Below are 24,579 nucleotides of genomic sequence, written 5' to 3' on the forward strand. Positions count from 1 at the left end.
GTTAAGCGCGGGTCCTGAACCAGTTCAGCGCGGCGTCGGGAACTCCTCGAACCAGGCCTCGACCCGTTCGGCGGTGGCCGGCCGGGCGAGCGCGAAACCCTGTCCGTAGCGGCAGCCGGCCCGGCGCGCCCCGGCCACCTGGGCGTCCGACTCCAGCCCTTCGACCACCACCTCGAGGCCGAGCCGGTCGCCGAGGTTGGCCACCACGTCGATCAGCGGACGCTGCCCGTCGGGCGCCGGCCCGACCAGGTGCGGACCGACCTTGAGCAGGTCGATGGGGAGCCGGCGGAGCTGCGCGAGGGAGGCGTGCTCGGCCCGGAAGTCGTCCAGCGCGGTACGCACGCCGAGCGAGCGCAGGCCGGCGAACCGGGCCACCACCGTGGGCAGCTCGGCGGCGACCACCGGCTCGGCCACCTCCACGACCAGGCGCTCCGGCGGCACCTCGTACGCGGCCAGGGCGGTCGCCGTACGGGCCACGAAGTCCGGTGCGGCCAGCTCGCGGGGGGTCACGTTCACCGCCATCCACAGCCGGCGGCCGTCGGACCAGTCGGCCAGCTGCCGGCAGGCCCGGTCCAGCACCCACCGCCCGACCTCGCCCAGCAGGTCCAGGTCCGCCGCGACGGGCAGCAGCTCCTCCGGCAGCACCGTGCCGAGCACCGGGCTGCGCCAGCGCAGCAGCGCCTCGGTCCCCACCGGCAGCCGGTCCGCCAGCGCCAGCACCGGCTGGTAGACCAGGTCCAGCTCACCCCGGGCCACCGCGCCGGGCAGCTCCCGTTCCAGGTCGAGCCGGCGGACCAGCTGCTCCTCCAGGTACGCGTCGTACCACTCGACCCGGTCCCCGCCGAGCTGCACCGCCCGCCGCCGGGCCAGCTCGGCCTGGCGCAGCACGTCCTCCGGGTCGCCCCCGGTGGTCTCGGCCAGCCCGACGGCGACCCGCAGCCGGCTCGGCCCGCCGCCGGACGGGTACGGCTCGGCCAGCGCGGCCACCAGCCGGGTGCCCAGCGCGTACGCGAGCACCGGCCCGACGTCGGTGAGCACGGCGAACTCGGCGCCGTCGAGCCGGGCCACCAGATCGCCCCGGCCCGGCCCGGCGCGGAGCCGGCGGGCGGCCTCGGCCAGCACCGGGGCGGCCACCTCCGTCCCGTCCTCGAGGCCGAGCAGGTCGACGACGAGCAGCGCGCCACCCTCCCGGCCGACGAGCCGGCGCAGCAGCTCGCGCCGGTCGGCCAGCGGGGCGAGCGGATCCGCGCCGCGATCCGGGACGGCCGGCCGGGCCGCACCGGCGAGCGCCCGCAGGCGTGCCTCGTGGGCGGCCAGCCGCTCGGCGCGCCGGCGGTGGTCGGCGGCGGCGAGCACCTCGCGGAGCACCATCGGCGGGATGACCGCCAGACCGAGCGCCATCGCGGGGGCGGTGAACTCCCCGACCGTCGACAGGTGATGGCCGGCGGCGAGCGCCGCGATGGCGGCCGGCGCGGTGAGCCCGGGCCAGGCGGCCGGCGCGTCGTCCGATCCGGCCCGCTCGCCGGCGGCGGTACGCCGGGCCCCCGCCTCGGTGAGCAGCGCGCCGAGCAGCAGGGGCGGGGCCACGGCGAGGGTCGCCCCGGCGGGCGCGTCGTGGGCGAGCAGCACCACGAGCAGGGCGAGGCCGGCGAGGGTGGCCGCGGCACCGCCGAGGCAGCGGGCCGCGCCCGGCCGGCGCCGCCGCTCGGTCAGCGCGCCCACCAGCAGCACGGCCAGCCCGATCGCGGCACCGGCCGTGACGACCCGCGCCGCCGCGGGTACCGGACCGGGCGGCCGCAGCACCACGAAGGCGAAGAACAGGCTGATCGCCAGCCCGAGGACGTCGACGGTCCGGCGGAGCCGTTCCGCCCGGGACAGCCGGGACCGGCCGGGGAGGCGGAGCAGCGCCACCGCGTACAGCGGGGTGCTGAGGGCGAGGCCGCCCACCGCCACCGGCAGCCGGTACGACGCGGCGGTCAACGGCAGCACGGCCACGGTGAGCCCGGCGACCAGGACGGCCGCGTCGAGCAGCGCCGCCGCCCGGCGGGACAGCGCGATTCGGCGGGTCCGGCGGCCGTCGGGTGCCGGTGCGGCGCCGGCGAGCCAGGCGAGCCGGACGCACGCCAGGGCGCAACCGGCGGCGACGGCGAGCGCCGCGGCGGACCGGGCCGGGGCGAGCCCGACGGCACCGGCCAGGACGAACAGCGCGCCGGCGAGCGACACGAGGAGTTCGGGCAGTGGCGGTCGGCGACGCGGGTCGCCGGAGGGGTGGTTGACGGGCACGGCGGGCGCCTTCGTGAGGGGGCACGGGGCGGAGCGGTTGCGGAGCGACGTGCGGAGTCAGCGGTCGGGGGTCGGGCGCGGACGACGCCGGCGCGGGGTGCCGGCACGGCCACGCCTCATAACGATCCCGGACGCAGGCGGTTACGGGACCGATCAGTGACCTCGCTCACATCGCCGTCGTACGCCACGATCGTCCCGCCCGCCCGGACCGGCGCCTCCACCGGGTGCGATCATCGGGGGGTGAACCGCGCCGACACCGTCCGCTTCCGCCACAACCAGGCGATCCTGGTCGCCGCGATCATCGCGTTCATCGGCGCGCTCCCGCTGGCCACCGCCCGCTGGTGGCTGGTCTGGGTGCTGCTGGTCCCGCTCGCGGTCGCACTCTGGGCCTGGCGGGCCGGCACCGACGCCGATGCCCGGGAACTGCGGCTACGCGCGCTCGTGGGCCAGCGACGGATCCCGTGGACCCGGATCGCCGAGCTGGCCGGCGACGCCCGCGGCCGGGCGGTCGCCCGGCTCGACGACGGCGAACTGCTCGTGCTCCCCGCGGTACGCGCCGCCGACCTGCCCCGGCTGGTCTCGGCCACCGGCCAACCGCTGACCGACCCCGCGAGCTGAGCCGGTCGCGGCGGAATCCGCTCAGTAGCCGTCGACCACCCGGTTCGCCAGCGGCTCCCCCGTCACGAACCGACGCAACTGCTCCCCGACCAGCCGATAGGCCCGCGGCAGCAGACCCCGTACCGAGCCGGCCACGTGCGGGGTGAGCAGCACGTTCGGCAGCTCCCACAGGGGATGGTCGGCGGGCAGCGGCTCGGGGTCGGTCACGTCCAGCGCGGCCCGCAGCCGGCCGGAGGCCAGCTCGGCGACCAGCGCCGACGTGCGGGCCACCGGGCCGCGCGCCGCGTTCACCAGCAGCGCGCCGTCCGGCATCGCGGCGAGGAACTTCTCGTCGACCAGGCCCCGGGTCTGCTCGGTCAGCGGCACCAGCAGCACCACGATGTCCGCCTCGGGCAGCAGGGCGGGCAGCTCGTCGACCCCGTGCACGCCCTCGGCCGGGCGCGGCGTACGGGCCACCAGGGTGAAGGTGACCTCGAACGGGGCCAGCCGGGCGCGGACCGCCGCCCCGATCGAGCCGGCGCCGACGATCAGCACCCGCTTGCCGGCCAGTTCGTCGGTCGGGGCCACCTCGGCGTACGCCCACTCGTGGCGGGCCTGCGCCCGGGCCAGCGGGGCGAAGCCGCGCAGCGCGCACAGGACCGCGGCGACCACCCACTCGGCGGTGGCCGAGTCGTGCACGCCCCGGGCGTCGCAGAGCGTCACCCCGGCGGGAACGCGCCCCACCCAGGCGTCCGCGCCGGCGGAGAGGAGCTGCACCACCGCCAGGTCGGGCAGCTCGGCCAGCAGGGCGCCGGCCTCCGGACCGGCGAGAAAGGGCGGCACCCAGAACCGCACGCCGGCCGGGGACGACGGGAGCCGGGCGGGATCCTCCAGCAGCTCCACCGTCACTCCGGGCGGCAGGTCGCCGAGGAGAGCCCGGCCGGCGCGGTGCGGAATCCAAACCTTCACGACCGCCGACGATAGCGGTCCACGGTTCCGGCCGACCCGCGACTGGGTAACGGGGACCGTGACCGTGGCCTCAGGGTCGCTCCGGTCGGTGGACGAACCGGGTAGAACCGAGGGTGGGACGCCGGCCGGCGTCCCACCCTCCCAAGACAGGTGGCGATGACCGAGCACCCGCCCGACCGGCCGGCCCCACCGCCGTCGACGCTGACCGACCCCGAACGGCTCCGAGCGCTGGCGGAGACCCATCTCGACGCGGTGCCCGACGAAGCCTTCGAACGGTTCGCGCGGTTGGTCAGCACCCTGCTCGAGGTGCCGGTCGCGCTGGTTTCGCTGGTCTCCGAGGATCGGCAGTTCTTCCCCGGCGCGGTGGGGCTGCCCGATCCGTGGGCGGGCCGGCGGGAGACCCCGCTCAGTCACTCCTTCTGCCAGCACGTCGTCGATCTGCAGGCACCGATGGTGCTGCCGGACGCCCGGCTCCACGCCGGGACGCGGCACAACCGGGCCATCGAGGAGCTGGGCGTGATCGCGTACGCCGGGATGCCGCTGACCGACCTGGAGGGGCGGGTCCTCGGTTCGCTCTGCGCGATCGACAGCCAGCCGCGCGCCTGGACGGCCGAGCAGTTGCGAACCCTGGCCGACCTGGCCGCCGCCTGCTCCTCCGAGCTGCGCCTACGGATCGCCGTGGACAGCGCCGACCAGGCCCGCCGCCGGGCCGAGGAGGCGCACGACCGGCTGGCCATGCTGGCCGGCATGAGCGAGATGCTGGGCGGCACGTTGGACGTCGGCACGGCGGTCGAGCGGCTCGGGCGGGCCATGGTGCCGCTGCTGGCCGACTGGTGCCTGGTCACCCTGGTCGACCCGGCGCGCCGGCCCCGGAGGGTGTGGGCGCGGCACCGCGACCCCGGGCACGCCGGGGACGTGGCCCGCTTCGCCGAGCTGCTGGCCACGGGGCTCGGCCCCGAGTCGATCATCCGGTCCGTGCTGCGTACCGGGCGGCCGGTGCTGCACCGCGCGGCCACCCTCGCCGACGTCGAACGCGGCACCACCGAACCGGAGCTCGTGCCGCTGGCCGCCCGGCTCGGCTTCGGGTCCCACCTGAGCGTCCCCATCGCCGGCGCCGGCGGGCGGGCCATCGGTTGCGTCACCCTGGTCAACGCCCCCGACCGCCGGCCCTTCGACGAGGGCGACCTGTACACCGCGCTGGACATCGGGCGCCGGGCCGACCAGGCCGTCGGCAACAGCCGGATGTACGGCGAGCAGCGGCACGTCGCCGACGTGCTCCAGCACAGCATGCTGCCCACCCTGCCGGTGGTGCCCGGCATGGAACTGGCCGCCCGCTACCTGCCGGTCGCCGACCGGGTCGAGGTGGGCGGCGACTGGTACGACGCCTTCGTCCAGCCCGACGGGGAGCTGATCGCCGCGATCGGTGACGTGGCCGGGCACGACATCGAGGCGGCCGCGACCATGGGCCAGCTGCGCAACCTGGTGCGGGGCGACGCGTACGGCCGGACGGACCCGGTCGAGGAGCTGATGACCCACCTCGACCGGGCGATCCACGGGCTGGCCATCCCGACCGTGGCCACCGCCACGCTGGCCCGGGTACGCCGGACGGAACACGGCGGCCTCCGGGTCTCCTGGTGCAGCGCCGGCCACCCGGCGCCGCTGCTGATCCACGCCGACGGCCGGGTCGCGGTCCTCGACCGGGCGCGGGAACCCCTGCTCGGACTGACCCGACCGACCCGCCGGACCAGCCGCGAGCTGAACCTCGCCCCCGGGGACACCCTGCTGCTGCACACCGACGGGCTGATCGAGCGCCGGGACCGGACCCTCGACGAGGGACAGGCCGAGCTGGTCGATCGGCTGGCCGGAAGCGCGGCGCTGCCCCTCGCCGAGCTCTGCGATCGACTGCTCGCCGGCGCGCACCGCTGGGAGGACGACATCGCCCTGCTCGCGCTGCGCGCCGGTTGACCGCCCCCGGCCGGCTCCGGCAGGCCCGGATCACCGGCCGGTCCGGCTAGGGTGGGGCGGGTGAGCGCGCGTCTCCCGTACCCCCGCACCCGCCGCCTCCGCGCGGCGCTGGCGGCGTCGTGCGCGACGCTGCTGCTGGGCACCACCGGCTGCGCCTTCGGCGAGCCCGACCCCGACCCGGCCGGTGAGCCGCCGAACCTGCCCACCCCGTCGGCCTCGGCGAGCCCGGGCGGCGCCGGCCAGCAGGTGGTCGCCACCGTGCTGGCCAAGGGGCTCGCGGTGCCGTGGGGGATCGCGTTCCTCCCCGACGGCGGCGCGCTGGTGACCGAGCGGGACAGCGGCCGGATCCTCCAGGTCGGCCCGGAGTCCGGGCCGGAGGGGATGAAGGTCTCCGTGGTGCAGACCATCGCGGACGTGGCGGCCGGCGGCGAGGCCGGGCTGCTCGGCATCGCGGTCTCCCCGGCCTACGCCAAGGACCGCACGGTCTTCGTCTACTACACGACCGCGCAGGACAACCGGATCGCCCGGCTGGAGCTGGGCAAGCCGCCCGTGCCGATCCTCACCGGCATCCCGAAGGCCCCGACCCACGACGGCGGTGGCCTGGGCTTCGGCCCGGACGGTTACCTCTACGCCAGCACGGGCGACGCCGGGCGGCAGGCCGCCGCGCAGGACCCGAAGAGCCTCAACGGCAAGATCCTCCGCCTCACCCGGGACGGCAAGCCGGCGCCCGGCAACCCCACCCCCGGCTCCCCGGTCTGGTCGTGGGGGCACCGTAACGTCCAGGGCTTCGCCTGGACGCCGAACCGGCGGATGTACGCGGTGGAGTTCGGCCAGAACACCTGGGACGAGATCAACCAGATCGACAAGGGCGGCAACTACGGCTGGCCCCAGGTCGAGGGGCGCGCCGACGACAAGCGGTACGTCAACCCGATCGTGCAGTGGCGCACCGCCGACGCCTCCTGCTCCGGGCTCGCCGCGGTGGAGCGCCTGCTGGTCACCGCCTGCCTCCGGGGCCAGCGGCTCTGGCTGGTCGAACTCACCGCGAACGGCGGCGTGTTCGGCCAGCCGCGCGAACTGCTCACCGGCAGGTACGGTCGACTCCGGGCGGCCGCGGTCGCGCCCGACGGCTCGGTCTGGGTGAGCACCTCCAACCGGGACGGCCGGGGCAAGCCGGCCGCCGAGGACGACCGGATACTGCGGCTGGTCTTCGCCGACGGCGGGGCCGGGCGGAGCTGACCGGCGACGCCGATCCCCCGGGTTTGCCAAGATCCCTCATCGGGCAGGACAGAATCTCACCATGGACGGCCAGGACAACGAGCAGCGCGACACCGGGGCGGAGGCCGCCCCGGAGACCGGGCGTGCCCGCCGCTGGGCGTTGCGGCCGTGGCGCGGCGAGCGGTCCCGGCGCCGGCTGCGCCGGCTCGGCGCGGTGCTGGCCCTGCTGGTGGTCACCCTGACCGGCATCGTGGCCGGCACGTACGCCGGCGGGCACCTGGGGACGGACATCGGGCCGTTCCGCGCGCAACTCAGCCTGAGCCCGTCGCTGAGCGGCGGCACCACGGTCGACATCCCGCCGCTGGGCGCGCTGAAGCTGGACAGCCACAACGGGCCCGCGTACCTGACGGTGCAGCTCGGCGCGCTGGACCAGCGGCGGACCGAGGCGCTGATCGACGACCCGGCGAGCATCAGCCGGGCCAGCCAGTCGGCGGTCGAGGACGTCCGCGCCGGGGTGATGCGCCTCGGGTTGAAGACCCTCGCCTCGGCGGTGCTGGCCACCCTGCTCCTGGCCGGGCTGGCGTTCCGGGACGTACGCCGGACGGCCTGGGCCGGCGGGCTGGCGCTGGTGATCACCGGCGGCAGTCTCGGGGTCGCCGCCGCCACCATCCGCCCGCAGGCGATCGAGGAACCCCGTTACGAGGGGCTCCTGGTCAACGCGCCGGCGATCGTCGGTGACGCGCGGCGGATCGCGAACGACTACACCAAGTACGCCGAGCAGCTCCAGCGGCTGGTCGGCAACGTCAGCAAGCTCTACACGACGGTCTCGGCCCTGCCGGTGTACCAGCCGGCGCCCGGCACCACCCGGGTGCTGCACGTCTCCGACATGCACCTCAACCCGACCGGGTGGCAGCTCATCCGTACCGTCGTCGAGCAGTTCGGCATCGACGTGGTGATCGACACCGGGGACATCACCGACTGGGGCAGCGAGCCCGAGGCCTCCTTCGTCGGCTCGATCGGCCTGCTCAAGAAGCCGTACGTCTACATCCGTGGCAACCACGACTCGGCGCGGACGGCCGCGGCGGTGGCCCAGCAGCCGAACGCGATCGTGCTGAACAATTCCACGGTCACCGTCTCCGGGCTGACCATCGCCGGCATCGGCGATCCCCGGTTCACCCCGGACAAGGAGACCTCGCCGGCCGGCAGCGGGCTGACCAAGCAGGTCGCCGACCAGGTGATCGGGGCGGGTGAGCAGCTCGCCACCACGGTGGAGAACTCGCCGACGAAGGTGAACATCGCCCTGGTGCACGACCCGGCCTCGTCCGGGCCGCTCTCCGGCACCTGCCCGCTGGTGCTGGCCGGGCACACCCACGCCCGGCAGGTCTCCAAGCTGCCTCAGGTGCCCGGCGAGCAGCCGACCCAGCTGATGGTGGAGGGCTCCACCGGCGGCGCCGGGCTGCGCGGCCTGGAGGGCGAGAAGCCCACCCCGCTGACCATGACGGTGCTCTACTTCGACCAGCAGAAGCTGCTCCAGGCGTACGACGACATCACCGTGGGCGGCACCGGCCAGTCGCAGGTCAACCTGGAACGGCACGTCATCCAGGACCCGACGAAGGGCGACCAGGTGTCGGTGACCCCCACCCCGACCCGGGGCGGCCCGGAGTCGCCGAGCCCGACCGACAGCGGGAGCCCCAGCCCCACCACCACCGGCTGACCGGTCGAGCCGGCTTCAGCGCAACGACAGCGCGGCCAGGGCGGCGTTGACGATGCTGCCCGGCAGCAGGTCGTGCAGCTCGTACAGCTCCTGGACGCTGCCGGACTGGCCGAACTCGTCCACCCCGAGCGGCACCGCCGGGGCGCCGAGCGCGGAGCCGAGCCAGGCCATCGCGTGCGAGGCCGCGTCGTGCACGGTCACCACCGGCGTGCGGTCGGCGAAGGCCGACCGGAGCGCGCCCGGCACGCTCGGCACGGTCGCGGTCCGCACGCCCTGGCGCAGGGTCCGCTGCCAGGCCCGGTAGAGCCGGTCCAGGCTCGTCACGTCGACCACGTGCGCCGCGACGCCCTCCTCCGCCAGCTCCGCGGCGGCGGCGAGCACCTCGGGCAGCACCGCGCCGGACGCGGCGAGCTGCACGACCGGGGCGTCCGCCAGGTGCGGGTACGCCTCGTGCGCGTCGACCAGCCGGTACGCGCCCGCCACCACCTGCCGGCGCAGCACCGCGTCGCCGATCCGGGCCCGGGCCGCCTCGAACGGCGCCTGGTCGATCGGGCGGGTGCTGAGCCGGAAGTAGTACGCCCCGTCCTCGGCCGGCGCGGCGGTCGCGGCCGGCGCCGCACCACCGGCGATCTGGCCGAGCGCGTCGCAGAGCAGCCAGTCGAGGCTGCCGGCGTACGCGGGCTCGAGGAAGGTGACCCCGGGCAGTTCCAGGCCGACGGACGCGGTGATGGTCGACTGGTGGGCGCCGCCCTCGGGGGCGAGGGTGATGCCCGACGGGGTGCCGGCCACCACGAACCGGGAGCCGGAGTAGGTGCCGTAGAGGAACGCGTCCAGGCCGCGCAGCACGAACGGGTCGTAGACCGTGCCGACCGGCAGCAGCGGCTGGCCCGACAGGTCCCAGGACAGTCCCAGCTGGCCGAGCAGCAGGAACAGGTTCATCTCGGAGATGCCCAGCTCGATGTGCTGGCCGGCGGGGGTCTCCGTCCAGCGCAGCATCCGGTCCTCGGTCCAGGAGCGCTGCTCGGTGGGGGCGAAGACGCCGGTCTTGTTGATGAACCCGGCCAGGTTGGTGGAGGTGGCCACGTCCGGCGCGGTGGTGACCAGGTAGGGCGCCACCTGCGGGTCGCGGGCCAGGTCGACCAGCACCCGGCCGAAGACCTCCTGGGTGGAGACCGGCTTGTTCGCGCGTACCCGGGTGGTCTCCGGGACGGTGACCCCCAGCGCCCGCTCGCGGGGCGCGCGGGACAGCGCCTCCCGGCGCTCGCCGGCCCGGATGCCGGCCGGGGATGCCGGGTCCAGGCGGTCCCACTCGGTCTCGCGGCTGAGGCCGTGCGCCGCGCGCAGCGCGTCGACCTGCTCGGTGGTGAGCAGCGCCGAGTGGTTGCGCGGGTTGCCGGCGATCGGCAACCCCCAGCCCTTGACCGTGTACGCGAAGACCACGCTGGGCCGGTCGGTGACCGCGTCGCACTGGGCGTACGCGTCCAGCATGGCTTCCAGATCGTGCCCGCCGAGGTCGGTGACGAGCGGGCCCAGCTCGTCATCGGGAATGCCGGCGATGAACTCCTCGATCCCGGCCGGCGCGCCGTCCAGGAACTGCTTGCGCAGGGCCGGCCCAGCCAGCCCGAACAGCGACTGGTACTGCTCGTTGGGCATCCGGTCGATCCAGTCGCGCAACGCCTCGCCGCCCGGCCGGGCGTACGCCTCGGCGAGCTTGCGGCCGTACTTGACCTCGACGACGTGCCAGCCGGCGGCCTCGAACTGGCCGCGCCACTGGTTGATCCGGATCCCGGGGACGACCCGGTCCAGCGACTGGCGGTTGAAGTCGACCAGCCACATCACGTTGCCCAGGCCGGTGGTGGCCGGGTCGGCGACCGCCTCCCAGATGTTCCCCTCGTCCAGCTCGGCGTCGCCGATCAGGGCGATGAACCGGGAGTGCGGGCGCTGGCCGAAGTGCGCGTCGACGTAGCGGCGGGTCACCGCGGCGAACAGCGGCGCGGCGGCGCCCAGGCCGACCGAGCCGGTGGAGAAGTCCACCCCGTCCGGGTCCTTGGTGCGCGACGGGTACGACTGGAGTCCGCCGCGCGCCCGCAGCTTCGGCAGGTACGACCGGTCCAGGTTGCCGAGCAGGTACTGGATGGCGTGGAAGACCGGCGAGGCGTGCGGCTTGACCGCGACCCGGTCCTCGGCGTCCAGGTGGGCGAACCAGAGCGCGGTCATCGCGGTGACCAGGGAGGCGCTGGACGCCTGGTGGCCGCCGACCTTCACCCCGTCGCCGGTGTCCCGGTCGTGGTTGGCCGCGTCCACGATCCGGGTGGCGAGCCAGAGCACCCGCCGCTGGATCTCGTCGAGGACGTCGAGGTCGTGCTGGTTCACGGTGACTCCATCCGGGCGTCGCCGTTGACGCCCTCTGCGGGGGTGCTGGTGGGCCGGCGCACGACGGCGGCGGCGGTGTGGGTGTTAGGAGGGGCCCCTTCCTATGCACCAGGCGTTAAGAAGGGGCCCCTCCTTGCACCTCAGCCCTGGGCGCCGAGGCGCTCCAGGATCAGCTCGCGGACGGTCTTGGCGTCCGCCTGGCCGCGGGTGGTCTTCATGACCGCGCCGACCAGTGCGCCGGCCGCCGCGATCTTGCCGCTGCGGACCTTGTCGGCGACGTCCGGGTTGGCGGCGATGGCATCGTCGACGGCGGCGGTGAGCGCGCCGGTGTCGGAGACGACCTCCAGGCCCCGGTTGGTCATGATCTCGGTCGGCGAGCCCTCACCGGCCACCACGCCCTCCAGCACGGCACGGGCCAGCTTGTCGTTGAGCTTGCCCGCGTCGACCAGGCCCTGCAGCTCGGCGACCTGCGCCGGGGTGGCGCCGACGTCGGCCAGCTCCACGCCGGTCTCGTTGGCCCGCCGGGACAGCTCGCCCAGCCACCACTTGCGGGCCGCGGCCGGGGTGGTCCCGGCGGCGACGGTCGCCTCGATCAGCTCCACCGCGCCGGCGTTGACCACGGACTGCATGTCCAGGTCGGACAGGCCCCACTCCTGCTGGATCCGCTTGCGGCGCAGCCGCGGCAGCTCCGGCAGGGCGGCCTTCAGCTCGGCCACCCAGGCGGTGTCCGGCGCGAGCGGCACGAGGTCCGGCTCCGGGAAGTAGCGGTAGTCGGTGGCGGTCTCCTTGGACCGGCCCGGGGTGGTGTCCCCGGTGTCCTCGTGGAAGTGCCGGGTCTCCTGGGTGATCTTCCCGCCGGCGTCGAGCACGGACGCCTGGCGCAGCATTTCCGAGCGGACCGCCCGCTCGACCGAGCGCAGCGAGTTGACGTTCTTGGTCTCGGTGCGCGTGCCCCACTCCTCGCCGGGCTTGTTCAGCGAGGTGTTGACGTCGCAGCGCAGCGAGCCCTCCTCCATCCGGACGTCGGAGACGCCCAGCGAGCGGATCACGTCGCGCAGCTCGGTGACGTACGCCCGGGCCACCTCCGGCGCCAGCGCGCCGGTGCCGGGGATCGGCTTGGTGACGATCTCCACGAGCGGGATGCCGGCCCGGTTGTAGTCGACCAGCGACTCGGTCGCGCCGTGGATCCGGCCGGTGGCGCCGCCGACGTGCAGCGTCTTGCCGGTGTCCTCCTCCAGGTGCACCCGCTCGATGCCGATCCGGACCAGCTCGCCGTTGACCTCGACGTCCAGGTACCCGTCGAAGCAGAGCGGCTCGTCGTACTGGCTGATCTGGAAGTTCTTCGGCATGTCCGGGTAGAAGTAGTTCTTCCGGGCGAACCGGCACCACTCGGCGATGGAGCAGTTCAGCGCGAGGCCGATCCGGATCGTCGCCTCGATGGCCGCCTTGTTGGCCACCGGCAGCGAGCCGGGCAGGCCCAGGCAGACCGGGCAGACCCGGGTGTTCGGCTCGCCGCCGAAGTCGGTCGGGCAGCCGCACCACATCTTGGTGTTCGTGCCCAGCTCGACGTGGGTCTCCAGGCCGATCACCGGTTCGTAGCGCGCGACGACCTCGTCGTACGCGGGCAGTGTCGTCGTCATCGGTGCTCCTGCCTCACAGTGCCGGTGGGGTGAACGTGCCGACCGTGGACTCCAGCGCGGCGGCGACCCGGTACATCCGGTCGTCGGCCATGGTCGGGGCCATGATCTGGAAGCCGACCGGGAGCCCCTCGGAGAGGCCGCACGGGACCGAGATCGCCGGCCCGCCGTACAGGTTGGTCGGGATCGTGAACAGGTCGGCCAGGTACATCTGGTACGGGTCCGAGGTGCGCGCCCCGATCGGGAAGGCCACGAACGGCGTGGTCGGCGAGATCAGCGCGTCCACCTGCTCGAACGCGGCGGTGAAGTCGCGCGTGATCAGGGTCCGGACCTTCTGCGCCTGGCCGTAGTAGGCGTCGTAGTAGCCCGAGGAGAGGGCGTACGTGCCGATCATGATGCGCCGCTTCACCTCGGGGCCGAAGCCGGCCTCGCGGGTCAGCGACATGACCTCCTCCAGCGACCGGTTGCCGTCGTCGCCGACCCGCAGGCCGAACCGGACGCCGTCGAACCGGGCCAGGTTGGAGGAGCACTCGCTCGGGGCGATCAGGTAGTACGCCGGCAGCGCGTACTTGAAGTGCGGGCAGGACACCTCGACGATCTCGGCGCCCAGCTTGGCCAGGGCCTCGGCCGACTCGCGGAACGCGGCCAGCACGCCCGGCTCCGCGCCCTCGCCGGTGAACTCGGTGACCACGCCGAGCTTCACCCCGGTCAGGTCGCCGGTCGCGCCGAGCCGCGCCGCGCCGACCACGTCCGGCACCGCGGCCGGGATGGAGGTGGAGTCGCGGGGGTCGTGACCGCCGATCACCTGGTGCAGCAGCGCGGCGTCGAGCACCGTACGCGCACACGGACCGGGGGTGTCCAGGGATGAGGAGAAGGCCACCAGGCCGTAGCGGGAGGTGCCGCCGTAGGTGGGCTTGGCGCCGACGGTGCCGGTGACCGCGCCCGGCTGGCGGATCGAGCCGCCGGTGTCCGAGCCGATCGACAGCGGCGCCTCGTACGCCGCGAGGGCCGCGGCGCTGCCGCCGCCCGAGCCACCCGGGATGCGCTCGAGGTCCCACGGGTTGCGGGTCGGGCCGTACGCGGAGTATTCCGTCGAGGAGCCCATGGCGAACTCGTCCATGTTGGTCTTGCCGAGCATCACCGTGCCGGCGGCGCGCAGCCGCTCGACGATGGTCGAGTCGTACGGCGGGCGCCAGCCCTCCAGGATCTTCGACCCGACGGTGGTCGGCACGCCCTTGGTGGTGAGCACGTCCTTGACGGCGACCGGCACGCCCGCGAGGGGACCGATCTCCTCGCCGGCGGCCCGGCGCTCGTCCACGCCGCGGGCGGCGGCGAGCGCGCCCTCGGTGTCGACGTGCAGGAAGGCGTGCACCCGGTCGTCCACGGCCGCGATCCGGTCCAGGTGCGCCTGGGTGACCTCGACGGCGGAGGTCTCGCCCGCGGCCACCAGACCGGCGATCTCCGCCGCGCTCAGCCTCGTCAGATCACTCATGAAGCCACATCCTCGTCCAGGATCCGCGGGACGCGGAACCGCTGCTCCTCGGCGTCGGGCGCACCCGACAGCGCCTCCTGCGGGGTCAGCCCGGGCACCACCACGTCCTCCCGGAGGACGTTGGTCAGCGGCACCGAGTGGGACGTCGGCGGGATGTCCGCCGCGGTGACCTCGCCGACCTGGGCGACCGACTGGAGGATCACGTCCAGCTGACCGGCGAAGGTGTCCAGCTCCTCCTCGGTGACGGCGAGCCGCGACAGTCGCGCGAGGTGCGCGACCTCCTCGCGGGAGATGGCGGCCATCGGGTGCCCCCTTCGTGGCTGTCCTGCTGCGTCTGCGGTGTGCCGGCCGCGCGTCCGACGGTGCCGATGACGCGCGGTGACCGGAGCGAGTCTATTGTCCCGCCGTCGCCCCGACGCCTCCGACTCCCCCCGGGCGGACCGGGCGGTACCGGGACAGCCAGGTCACCAGTTCCTCGGCCGGCATGGGCCGGGCGTGGAACCAGCCCTGGGCCACGTCGCAGCCGGCCGCGTGCAGCAGCCGCCAGGTGCGCTCGTCCTCCACGCCCTCGGCCACCACCCGCAGCCCGAGCGCCCCGGCCAGCTCGATCATCGACCGGACGATCGCCGCGTCGTCCGGGTCGTCGGCCATGCCGAGCACGAACGACCGGTCCACCTTCACCTCGGACAGCGGCAGCCGGCGCAGGTGCTGCAGGGACGAGTACCCGGTGCCGAAATCGTCCAACGCGATGCCCACGCCGATCCGGTGCAACTGGGTGATGCTGGCCAGCACCCGCCGCGGATCGGCCATCAGCGCGCCCTCGGTGATCTCCACCTGGAGCCGGTCGGGCCGGACGCCGTACCGGGCCAGCCGGTCGGCGATCTGCTCGGCGATCTCCCCGGTGTGCAGGTCCCGCACGCTGACGTTGAGCGCGGCGCGCAGCGTGAGCCCCGCCGCCGACCACTTCGCCACCTGCTCCACCACGTCGTCGACCACCCGGCGGGTGAGCAGCCGCATCACCGCGCTCTGCTCGGCGACCTGGATGAGCTCCCCCGGGTCGACCATGCCCCGGCGGGGGTGCCGCCAGCGCAGCAGCGCCTCCACCCCGACGACCTCGCCGGTCGCGATGGCGATCTGCGGCTGGTAGTACATGGTGATCTCGCCCGGGTCCCCGGCCGGGTCGTCCGCCCCGCCGGCCGCCCGCACCCCACCGCGCGGCTCCGGTTGCCGCTCGCTCGCCCCGGCCGCCCCGACCGCACCCGCCGCCCCGACCGCACCCGCCGTCCCGGCCGCACCCGCCGTCCCGGCCGCGCCCGTGGCCTCCGCTCCGGCCGCCCGGTCCTCGTCCTCGTGGGCGGCTGCGCGGACGGCCCGGCGGCGGATCGGGTCGGCAGCGGTGACGATCCGGTTGATCAGCTCGTCGTCCGGGTGGATCTCGACTCGGTCGCGTCGCCGGCGCAGCCAGCGCCGACCCGCGCCGGCAGGGGCGACCGGCCCGCCCCGGCCGCCGTTGCCGCGCACCAGGTCACCCCTGCCGTCCCGGGCCGGCCCGGCCAGCGCCGGGGCGAGGACCGCGCCGTCGCCGCCGCGTACCCCGGCGGGCGGTTCCTCGGCCGGCGCGCTCGGCGCGGACTCCAGCACCCGGCGCAGGTCGGCGAGGAGGCTGAGCCGCTCGGCCGAGTTGTGGTCGGACTCGGCCGCGTACACGGCGACCGTGTCGTTGCGGTGCTTGGCGTCGTACATGGCCACGTCGGCGTGCCGCATCAGGGTGGCGAAGTCCTCGCCGTGCTCCGGAAAGAGCGCGATGCCGATCGAGCCGCCGACGTCCAGCGGCAACCCGTCCAGCGGAACCGGTTCGGCGAGCGCGGCGACCACCCGGTCGGCCCGCTCGCGCGCCTCGTCGACGCCGGTGAGCCGGGGTACGACGATGGCGAACTCGTCGCCGCCGAGGCGGGCCAGCAGGTCCCGCTCCCCCACCACGCCGGCCAGCCGGGCGCTCACCTCGACCAGGAGCCGGTCCCCGACCGCGTGCCCGAGGGCGTCGTTGACGTGCTTGAACCGGTCCAGGTCGAGCAGCAGCAGGGCCAGGTGGGCGTCCGGCTCGCCCCGGGCGGCCCGCTCGGCGTGCAGGTGCACCTGCTCGGCCACCTCGGTCAGCAGCGCCTTGCGGTTCGGTAGGCCGGTGAGCGGGTCGAGGGCGGCGAGCTGCTCCCGCTCGGCGGAGAGCCGGGCCATCCGGTAGACCGCGAAGAGCGGCACCAGCACCAGCGGGATCAACGCGGCGCTGGCCCGGGCGGCGGCCACCAGCACCGGCGCGAGCAGCAGCAGCGACCCGGTGGAGAGCAGCTCGTACGCCAGGCCGAGCCGGACGGTGGGCCACCAGCGGTCGCCGAAGCGCAGCCGGATCGCGGAGCTGACCAGCGCGTAGTTCACCGCGAACCAGGCCGCGATGGCGGCGAACACCACCGCGACGTCGGTCCAGTGCAGCCGGCCGCCGTCGAAGAGGTGACCGGGCCCGAGCCGGGTGACCAGGTACGCGGCGGCGAGCGCGCACGCGTACTGGGCGGCGTTGAACGCGGTGCGCCAGACGGCGTGCCCCATCCGCCAGCCCGACACGGCCACCGCCACGGCCTGCACGGCGACGGCCGGGCCGAGCCCCCAGCCGAGCAGGATCGCGAAGGTGAAGCAGGTCGACGGGAAGACCGCCGAGGTCTCCCGCCGACCGGGCGGCACGAACGGCCGGGCGTCGCAGGCGACGGCGAGCGCCGCCATCGTCCAGAAGGCGGCCGGCAGGTCGGGCAGCCGGTCGGGCAGCCCGACCAGCGGGCCGGCCGAGACCAGCACGGCCAGCGCGCCGATCGCCACCACGAAGCCGAAGAACGCCGGCGCCCGGCCCGGTGGGACGGAGTTTCGCGGATCGGCGGTCTCCATCGCGCACCTCCCGGGGACAGCCGTGGCGTGCGTCGCTCACACGCCGTACGCCAATGAAACGCCCTCGGTGTCGATTTCTCCGACACGACAGTCACGAATCGGTCGTAGTCGTAATTAAGTTGGTATACGCGATCAGGTCACGTCAAGATCCCACATTGCTCCGGATCAGCCCTCGACGCGGGCCACCTTTCGGGCCGCGTCCGGGCCGGACTCCAGCAGCACCCGGAAGCCGTCCTCGTCGAGGACCGGCAGCTTGAGGCCGGCCGCCTTGTCGGCCTTGGAACCGGGGTTGTCGCCGACCACCACGAAGCTGGTCTTCTTGGACACCGAACCGGTGACCTTGCCGCCCAGACTCTGGATCGCCTCGGCGGCCTGGTCGCGGCTGAACCCCGCGAGGGTGCCGGTGACCACCACGGTCAGCCCCTCCAGCGGGCGCGGCCCCTCCTCGCCGGCCTCCTCCGCCATCCGTACGCCGGCCCGCCGCCACTTCTCGACCACCTCGCGGTGCCAGTCGACGGCGAACCACTCTTTGATGCTGGCGGCGATGGTCGGCCCGACGCCGTCCACCGAGGACAGCTCCTCCTCGCCGGCCGCCTCGATCGCGTCGATCGAGCGGAAGTGCCGGGCGAGGGCCTGGGCCGCCGTCGGGCCGACGTGCCGGATGGAGAGCGCGACGAGCACCCGCCACAGGTCCCGCTCCTTCGCCACGGCCAGGTTGTCCAGCAGCTTGGTGGCGTTGCTGCCGAGCGTGCCGTCCTTGTTGACGAAGAACGGCGAGCGGGCGAGCTGGTCGGCGTCCAGCGCGAAGAGATCCCCCTCGTCGTGGATGATCTCGGCGTCGAGCAGCGCGGCGGCGCCCTTGTAGCCGAGCACCTCGATGTCGAAGGCGCCCCGGCCGGCCAGGTGGAAGACCCGCTCCCGCAACTGCGCCGGGCAGCTGCGGGAGTTGGGGCAGCGGATGTCGACGTCCGCCTCCTTCTCTGGGCGCAGCGGGGTGCCGCAGGCGGGGCAGGTGGTGGGCATGACGAACGGCCGGGCGTCGGCGGGCCGCAGGTCGACCACCGGGCCGAGCACCTCGGGGATGACGTCGCCGGCCTTGCGCAGCACCACGGTGTCGCCGATCAGCACGCCCTTGCGCTCGACCTCGCGGGCGTTGTGCAAGGTGGCCAGGGCGACCGTGGAGCCGGCCACCCGGACCGGTTCGAGCACGGCGAACGGGGTGACCCGGCCGGTGCGGCCGACGTTGACGTCGATGTCGAGCAGCTTGGTGGTCACCTCCTCCGGCGGGTACTTGAAGGCGATGGCCCAGCGCGGCGCGCGGCTGGTGGAGCCGAGCCGGCCCTGGATGGAGACCGGGTCGACCTTGACCACCACGCCGTCGATCTCGTGCTCGACGTCGTACCGGTGCGCGGCGTAGTAGGCGATGTATTCGGCCACGCCGGCCAGGTCGGGCACCACCCGCACCCGGTCGCTGGTGGGCAGCCCCCACGCCTGCAGCGCCGCGTACGACTCGGACTGCGCGGCCGGCTGGAAGCCCCGGCGGGCGCCGATGCCGTGCACCACCAGGCGCAGCGGCCGGGACGCGGTGACCCGGGGATCCTTCTGCCGCAGGCTGCCGGCGGCCGCGTTGCGCGGGTTGGCGAACGGCGCCTTGCCCTGCTCGACCAGGCCGGCGTTGAGATCGGCGAAGGCGGCGACCGGGAAGTAGATCTCGCCCCGCACCTCGAGGAACGCGGGCACGTCCGGGAAGTCGTCGGACGGGGTGAGCCGGGACGGCACGTCCTTGATGCTGCGCACGTTGGCGGTGACGTCCTCACCCGTGCGCCCGTCGCCCCGGGTGGCGGCCCGGACCAGCCGGCCCTGCTCGTAGGTGAGGTTGATGGCCAGGCCGTCGACCTTCAGCTCGCAGAGGTAGGGCACCGGGCCGCCGGCGTCCCGCTCGACCCGCTCCGCCCAGGCGGCCAGCTCCTCGTCGGCGAAGGCGTTGTCGAGCGAGAGCATCCGTTCGGCATGGGTGACCGGGGTGAAGTCGGTGGAGAAGGTGCCGCCCACGCGCTGGGTCGGCGAGTCGGGGGTCCGCAGCGCCGGATATTCCGCCTCCAGCGCCTCCAGCTCGCGCAGCTGCTTGTCGAACTCGGCGTCGGAGATGACCGGCGCGTCGAGCACGTAGTAGCGGTACTGGTGCTCGGTGAGCTCCTGGCTGAGCGTGGCGTGCCGCTCCCGGACCTCCGGGGTCGGCTCGGCGCCGGCCGCCGCCTCCTGGGCGGCGCTGACCGCCTGGGGAACCGCATCTTCGGACACCGCGTTCGACCTCCTGTGCTCGCGCTACCCCCGAACCGTAGCGGGCAGGGCCGACAATCGCCCCGTCAGTCGTGGCGGGCGGCCAGGGTGGTGAGCTGGTCGGCGTACTCGATCCGGGCGGACCAGTCGGCGGGCCACCCGGCCATGCCGTGGGCGGCCCCGACGAAGGCGCCGGCGAGGGCCGCGATGGAGTCGGAGTCGCCGGCCGTGGTGGCGCCCCGGGCCAGCGCGCCGACCGGGTCCTCCGGGTGCCGCAGCGCGCAGAGCAGCGCGGTCGCCAGGGCCTCCTCGGCGATCCAGCCCTCGCCGGTGAGCCGGCACGGATCCGCGCCGTCGTCCGGGCGGGCCAGCGCCGCGTCGAGGCGGCCGAGCACCCGCAGGCAGTCGTCCCAGCCCCGGGCGATGAACTCCTCCGGTGTCCGCTCGCCGGGGCGCTGCCACAGGTCGCCCAGCCAGTCGCCCCGGTAGACGGTGCGCTGCGCGCGGGCCCGGTCGGTGAGCAGGCCCGGCAGGTCGGCCAGGGCGGCGCCGTCGCGCAGCAGCCGGACCGCGTACGCGGTCAGCTCGCTGGCCGCCAGGCCGGTCGGGTGCCCGTGGGTCAGGCCGGCCTGGAGCTGGGCGAGCCCGGCGAGGGTGTCGAGGTCGACGTCGAGCAGCCCGACCGGGGTGACCCGCATGTTGGCCCCGCACCCCTTCGAGCCGATCACCGTGGCCTCCTGCCAGCGGGTGCCCCGGTCCAGCTCCGCGCACGCCCGCAGGCAGGTCATCCCGGGGGCGCGGTTGTTGTCCGGGCTGACCGACCACTCGACGAACCGCCGCCGCAGCAGCGGCTCCACGGCCTCCGGCGTGAACCCGGGCGCGTCGTGCAGCGCCCAGGCGACGGCGAGCGCCATCTGAGTGTCGTCGGTGACCAGCGCCGGGTCGCCGGTCAGCTCCCGAGGGCCGGCCGGGCCGTACCGCCGGACGATCTCGGTGACGGTGAGGAACTCGGTGGGCTTGCCCAGGGCGTCGCCGTAGGCGAGCCCGAAGAGCGAGCCGGAGGCGCGGCGCGGCGCGGAGTCGGTCACGGTGGTGATCATGCCCGGCCGACGCAAGCCGCGCCGCCAGCGGTCAGTCCCAGCAGAGGCAGAACGGGTGACCGGCCGGGTCGGCGTAGACCCGGAAGCCCTCCCCCTCACCGGGCAGCCGCCGGGCCCCCAGGGCGAGCGCCTTCTGCTCCGCCGCCTCGATGTCGTCCACCGTCACGTCCAGGTGGAACTGCTGCGGCCGCTCCGGGTCGGGCCAGTCGGGGGCACGCAGGTCGAGCGCCTTCTGGAAGGCGATCCGGGGCTGGTGCCCGGGCGGGCCGCCGAGCACCACCCAGTCGTCACCGTCGGAGTTGTCCTCGATCAGCGGGAGGCCCAGCAGCTCAGCGTAGAAGCCGGCCAGCGCGCGCGGGTCGGGGCAGTCGATCACCGTGGAACGCAGCTGTCCAATCATGGCGGTCATCCTGCCCCGCCGGTACGACAGGAAACCTCTACTCCTCGGACAGCCGGCGCCCGGCGTCCCGGCAGGCGGTCAGGACCGCCCGGGCGTACCCGGGGGTGGCCCCGGCCAGGCCGCAGGCGGGGGTGACCACCACCTGCTCGGCGAGCCGGCGGCGGGGGAAGCCGAGCTGGTCCCAGAGCCGGCGTACCCGGTCGGCGACCTGAGCCGAGGTCGGCGCGCGTCCGGCCGGCGGCGGCAGCGTGGGCGCGGCGCCGGCCAGCAGCCCGAGCCCGGCGTCGATCGCCTCGCCGAGGGGGTCCAGGTCGGTGACCAGGCCGAGGTCGAGGGCGACGCCCACCGCCCCGGCGGCGCGGATCAGCGCCAGCGGCACGTCGGGCGCGCAGCAGTGCACCACGGTGGGCGCCCCGGCCGCCTCGATCACGCCGCGCAGCAACGTTGTGGCCACGCCCGACTCCACCGACCGGTGGGTGCCGAAGCCGCTCTCGGTGGGCACCCGGCCGGCCAGCACCGCGGGCAGGGCCGGCTCGTCGAGCTGGAGCAGCACCGATGCGCGGGGCAGCCGGCGGGCCACCGCCGCGACGTGCCCGCGCAGCCCTTCGCCGAGCGAGCCGGCGAGGTCCCGCACGGCGCCCGGGTCGCGGAGCAGCCGGCCACCGATGGGCAGTTCGAGGGAGGCGGCCAGGGTGAACGGGCCGGCCGCCTGGACCTTGACCGGGCCGGCGTACTCCTCGGCCTGCTCGGCGAGCTGGTCCAGGTCGCGTTCCATCAGGTCCCGGGCGCGGCGCAGGTCCTTGCCAGGGCGCGGCGCGATGCGCCAGCGGGCCGCGTACAGCTCTACCGGCAACTCGACGAGGAGGCCGCCGGTGCGCCCGATCAGGTCGGCACCGGGGCCCCGGGCGGGCAGCTCCGGCAGGTGGGGCAGGGCGGGCAGCTCGCCGAGCACGACGCGCTGCGCCTCGGCGATGTCGGTGCCGGGCAGCGAACCGATCCCGGTCGCCGCCCCGGCCGGCCACGGCCACCTCTGGTCAGTCACCGCCGCAGACTATCCGCTGCCACCTCCGCCCCCGACGCGGACGCGGCGTCCGGCCGCGCCGGCAGGTGGGGGCATACCCCGGAGACGCTTTCGAGCTGATGTCACCGACGACTCACCGCCGTGCACGCCCTCCCTGCCCACCCTCGGAGCGCCACCGCCAACCTCCTGCCGCCCTGCGTTGAGTCGTTAACGACATCAGCTCGACACGTGGCGGAACACCGGGTGGCTGCCGCGGCGTGGAGCAGCCGGCAGGCCGGGCCGCACGCGGCGGCGGCGAACACCGTCAGTCGGTGATGGTGGCGGAGCCGAGGACCACGTCGCCGGCGGGGTCGGGGCGGTAGGCGACGATGGCCTGGCCGGCGGCCACGCCGCGGACCGGACGGCGCAGCGACGCCCGCAACCCGTCGCCGTCCAGCGACACCGTGGCGGGCACCACGTCGCCGTGCGCCCGCAGCTGCACCTCGCACTCGACCGGCCCGGCGGGTCGCGCGCCGCCGGTCCAGACCGGGCGGGTGGCGCGGACCCGGTCGACCTCCAGCGCCTCGGCCGGGCCCACCGTGACGGTGTTGGTCTTCGGGGTGATGGAGAGCACGTAGCGGGGGCGGCCGTCCGGGGCCGGGCGGTCCAGGTGCAGGCCGCGCCGCTGGCCGACGGTGTACTGGTAGGCGCCGGAGTGGCTACCGACCACCGCGCCGGTGAGCGCGTCCACCACGTCGCCGGGCGCCTCGCCGAGCCGCTGGGCCAGGAAGCCGCGGGTGTCCCCGTCGGCGATGAAGCAGATGTCGTGCGAGTCGGGCTTCTCGGCCACCGCCAGGCCGCGCCGGGCGGCCTCCGCCCGGACCTCGGCCTTGGTGGAGTCGCCGAGCGGGAAGATCGACCGGTCGAGCTGCTCGCGGGTCAGCACCGCGAGGACGTACGACTGGTCCTTGGCCAGGTCGACGCTGCGCCGCAGCAGGCCGTCGGCGCCCAGCCGGGCGTGGTGGCCGGTGACCACCGCGTCGAAGCCGAGGGCCACCGCGCGGTCCAGCACCGCGGCGAACTTGATCTTCTCGTTGCAGCGCAGGCACGGGTTCGGGGTACGCCCGGCCGCGTACTCGGCGACGAAGTCGTCCACCACGTCCTCGTGGAACCGGTCGGCCATGTCCCACACGTAGAACGGGATGCCGATCACGTCGGCGGCCCGCCGGGCGTCCCGGGAGTCCTCCAGCGTGCAGCAGCCCCGGGCGCCGGTGCGGTAGGTCTGCGGGTTGCGGGCCAGCGCCAGGTGCACGCCGGTCACGTCGTACCCGGCCGCCACCGCGCGCGCCGCCGCCACGGCGGAGTCCACCCCGCCCGACATCGCCGCCAGAACCCTCACCAGCTCACTCCCCTCGTCCTCACCGAGGGTATCCGGGTCAGCGGGGCGTACGGAGGGCGGCCGCGCGCCGGGCCCGCTCCACCGCGGCCGGCAGCGCGGCGATGAGCGCGTCGACGTCCGCCCGGGTGCTGGTGTGGCCGAGGGTGAACCGCAGCGAGGACCGGGCCCGGTCGTCGTCGGCGCCCATGGCCAGCAGCACGTGCGACGGCTGGGCCACCCCGGCCGAGCAGGCCGAGCCGGTCGAGCAGGCGATGCCCTGGGCGTCGAGGAGGAGCAGCAGGGCGTCCCCCTCGCAGCCGGGGAAGGAGAAGTGCGCGTTGCCGGGGAGCCGATCGTCCGGGTCGCCGTTGAAGACCACCTCGGGGACCGCCTGCCGGACCCGCTCCACCAGCTCGTCGCGGAGCGCGGCGACCCGGGCCGCGTACTCCTGCTGACCCTTCACCGCGGCCTCGACGGCGACCGCGAAGGCCACGATGCCCGCGGTGTCCAGGGTGCCCGAGCGGACGTCCCGCTCCTGACCCCCGCCGTGCAGCAGCGGGGTGGCGGCCACATCCCGGGCCAGCAGCAGCGCGCCGACCCCGGTCGGCCCGCCCAGCTTGTGCCCGGTGACGGTGAGCGCGGACACGCCGCTGGCGGCGAAGTCGACCGGCACCTGGCCGACCGCCTGGATCGCGTCGGTGTGGAACGGCACCCCGTGCTCGGCGGCGACCGCGGCCAGCTCCGCCACCGGCTGGACGGTGCCCACCTCGTTGTTGGCCCACATGGCGGTGACCAGCGCCACCCGGTCGCCGTGCGCGGCGAGCTCGGCGCGCAGCCGTTCCGGGTCCAGCCGGCCGGCGGCGTCCACCGGCAGCCAGCCGACCTCGGCGCCCTCGTGGGTCGCGAGCCAGTCCACCGCGTCCAGCACCGCGTGGTGCTCGACGGCGCTGGAGACCACCCGGGTCCGCTCGGCGCGGGCCGCGCGGCGGGCCCAGAAGACGCCCTTCACCGCGAGGTTGTCGCTCTCCGTGCCGCCGCCGGTGAAGATGACCTCGGAGGGGCGGGCGCCGAGCACCGCCGCCACCCGCTCGCGGGACTCCTCCACCCGCCGCCGGGCGCGCCGGCCCGCCGCGTGCAGCGACGACGCGTTGCCCACCTCGCGGGCCGTGGCGACGTACGCCTCGAGTGCCTCGTCGAGCATCGGGGTCGTCGCCGCGTGATCCAGGTATGCCATCACCGTTCAGC

Annotated in this window: 17 protein-coding genes; 4 read left to right on the forward strand and 13 right to left on the reverse strand. The window is 75.1% G+C overall.

Translation table 11 applies throughout. The features are described from left to right. Positions 1-24: 24 nt before the first annotated feature. Complete coding sequence (locus EFE23_RS06000) at positions 25-2,283, reverse strand: bifunctional diguanylate cyclase/phosphodiesterase (RefSeq protein WP_233600888.1); 2,259 nt, start codon at positions 2,281-2,283, stop codon at positions 25-27. 240 nt (positions 2,284-2,523) lie between these two features. Between EFE23_RS06000 and EFE23_RS06005 the strand changes: the two genes are divergently transcribed. Further along, entirely contained in the window at positions 2,524-2,901 is a 378-nt protein-coding gene (locus EFE23_RS06005; RefSeq protein WP_123239934.1) for a PH domain-containing protein, read from the forward strand. Between the two features lie 21 nt (positions 2,902-2,922). On the opposite strand, the gene EFE23_RS06010 is transcribed toward EFE23_RS06005, so the two are convergent. Continuing rightward, positions 2,923-3,849 carry a 2-hydroxyacid dehydrogenase gene (locus EFE23_RS06010; protein ID WP_123239886.1) on the reverse strand — a complete coding sequence of 309 codons (927 nt, stop codon included), beginning with the start codon at positions 3,847-3,849 and terminating at the stop codon, positions 2,923-2,925. 156 nt (positions 3,850-4,005) lie between these two features. On the opposite strand from EFE23_RS06010, the gene EFE23_RS06015 reads away from it, so the two are divergent. The 3 genes from EFE23_RS06015 to EFE23_RS06025 all read left to right on the forward strand — a co-directional run bounded on the left by EFE23_RS06015 (position 4,006) and on the right by EFE23_RS06025 (position 8,743). Continuing rightward, positions 4,006-5,814 (forward strand): GAF domain-containing SpoIIE family protein phosphatase, encoded by a 1,809-nt coding sequence (locus tag EFE23_RS06015; protein WP_123239887.1) that lies wholly within the window; start codon positions 4,006-4,008, stop codon positions 5,812-5,814. Between the two features lie 60 nt (positions 5,815-5,874). After that, on the forward strand, positions 5,875-7,050 hold the full coding sequence (locus EFE23_RS06020) for a PQQ-dependent sugar dehydrogenase (protein ID WP_123239888.1): 1,176 nt from the start codon (positions 5,875-5,877) through the stop codon (positions 7,048-7,050). A gap of 61 nt (positions 7,051-7,111) precedes the next feature. Further along, entirely contained in the window at positions 7,112-8,743 is a 1,632-nt protein-coding gene (locus tag EFE23_RS06025; RefSeq protein WP_123239889.1) for a metallophosphoesterase, read from the forward strand. 15 nt (positions 8,744-8,758) lie between these two features. On the opposite strand, the gene EFE23_RS06030 is transcribed toward EFE23_RS06025, so the two are convergent. The 11 genes from EFE23_RS06030 to EFE23_RS06080 all read right to left on the reverse strand — a co-directional run bounded on the left by EFE23_RS06030 (position 8,759) and on the right by EFE23_RS06080 (position 24,568). After that, the gene (locus EFE23_RS06030; protein ID WP_123239890.1) at positions 8,759-11,116 is read right to left on the reverse strand and encodes a thiamine pyrophosphate-binding protein; all 2,358 of its coding nucleotides are present in this window, start codon (positions 11,114-11,116) and stop codon (positions 8,759-8,761) included. Positions 11,117-11,256: 140 nt separating this feature from the next. Further along, positions 11,257-12,756, reverse strand: a complete 1,500-nt coding sequence (gatB, locus tag EFE23_RS06035; RefSeq protein ID WP_123239891.1) for an Asp-tRNA(Asn)/Glu-tRNA(Gln) amidotransferase subunit GatB — start codon at positions 12,754-12,756, stop codon at positions 11,257-11,259. Positions 12,757-12,769: 13 nt separating this feature from the next. After that, on the reverse strand, positions 12,770-14,245 hold the full coding sequence (gene gatA, locus EFE23_RS06040; RefSeq protein WP_123239892.1) for an Asp-tRNA(Asn)/Glu-tRNA(Gln) amidotransferase subunit GatA: 1,476 nt from the start codon (positions 14,243-14,245) through the stop codon (positions 12,770-12,772). Further along, positions 14,242-14,547 (reverse strand): Asp-tRNA(Asn)/Glu-tRNA(Gln) amidotransferase subunit GatC, encoded by a 306-nt coding sequence (gene gatC / locus EFE23_RS06045; protein WP_089008968.1) that lies wholly within the window; start codon positions 14,545-14,547, stop codon positions 14,242-14,244. Before gatC ends, gatA begins: the two co-directional genes overlap by 4 nt. 91 nt (positions 14,548-14,638) lie before the next feature. Further along, positions 14,639-17,176, reverse strand: coding sequence for a putative bifunctional diguanylate cyclase/phosphodiesterase (locus EFE23_RS06050; RefSeq protein ID WP_123239893.1), 2,538 nt, complete (start codon positions 17,174-17,176; stop codon positions 14,639-14,641). Between the two features lie 165 nt (positions 17,177-17,341). Beyond that, on the reverse strand, positions 17,342-19,477 hold the full coding sequence (gene ligA, locus EFE23_RS06055) for an NAD-dependent DNA ligase LigA (protein WP_123239894.1): 2,136 nt from the start codon (positions 19,475-19,477) through the stop codon (positions 17,342-17,344). A 65-nt stretch (positions 19,478-19,542) separates the two neighbouring features. Then, positions 19,543-20,556, reverse strand: a complete 1,014-nt coding sequence (locus EFE23_RS06060) for an ADP-ribosylglycohydrolase family protein (protein WP_123239895.1) — start codon at positions 20,554-20,556, stop codon at positions 19,543-19,545. Between the two features lie 31 nt (positions 20,557-20,587). Then, positions 20,588-20,956, reverse strand: coding sequence for a VOC family protein (locus tag EFE23_RS06065; protein WP_199736942.1), 369 nt, complete (start codon positions 20,954-20,956; stop codon positions 20,588-20,590). Between the two features lie 37 nt (positions 20,957-20,993). Next, entirely contained in the window at positions 20,994-21,998 is a 1,005-nt protein-coding gene (locus EFE23_RS06070; RefSeq protein WP_123239897.1) for a methionine synthase, read from the reverse strand. 283 nt (positions 21,999-22,281) lie between these two features. Next, on the reverse strand, positions 22,282-23,355 hold the full coding sequence (mnmA, locus tag EFE23_RS06075; protein WP_199736943.1) for a tRNA 2-thiouridine(34) synthase MnmA: 1,074 nt from the start codon (positions 23,353-23,355) through the stop codon (positions 22,282-22,284). Positions 23,356-23,392: 37 nt separating this feature from the next. After that, on the reverse strand, positions 23,393-24,568 hold the full coding sequence (locus tag EFE23_RS06080) for a cysteine desulfurase family protein (RefSeq protein WP_123239899.1): 1,176 nt from the start codon (positions 24,566-24,568) through the stop codon (positions 23,393-23,395). Between the last annotated feature and the right edge of the window lie 11 nt (positions 24,569-24,579).

This window comes from Micromonospora solifontis, from assembly GCF_003725545.1.
Lineage (GTDB): Bacteria > Actinomycetota > Actinomycetes > Mycobacteriales > Micromonosporaceae > Micromonospora > Micromonospora solifontis.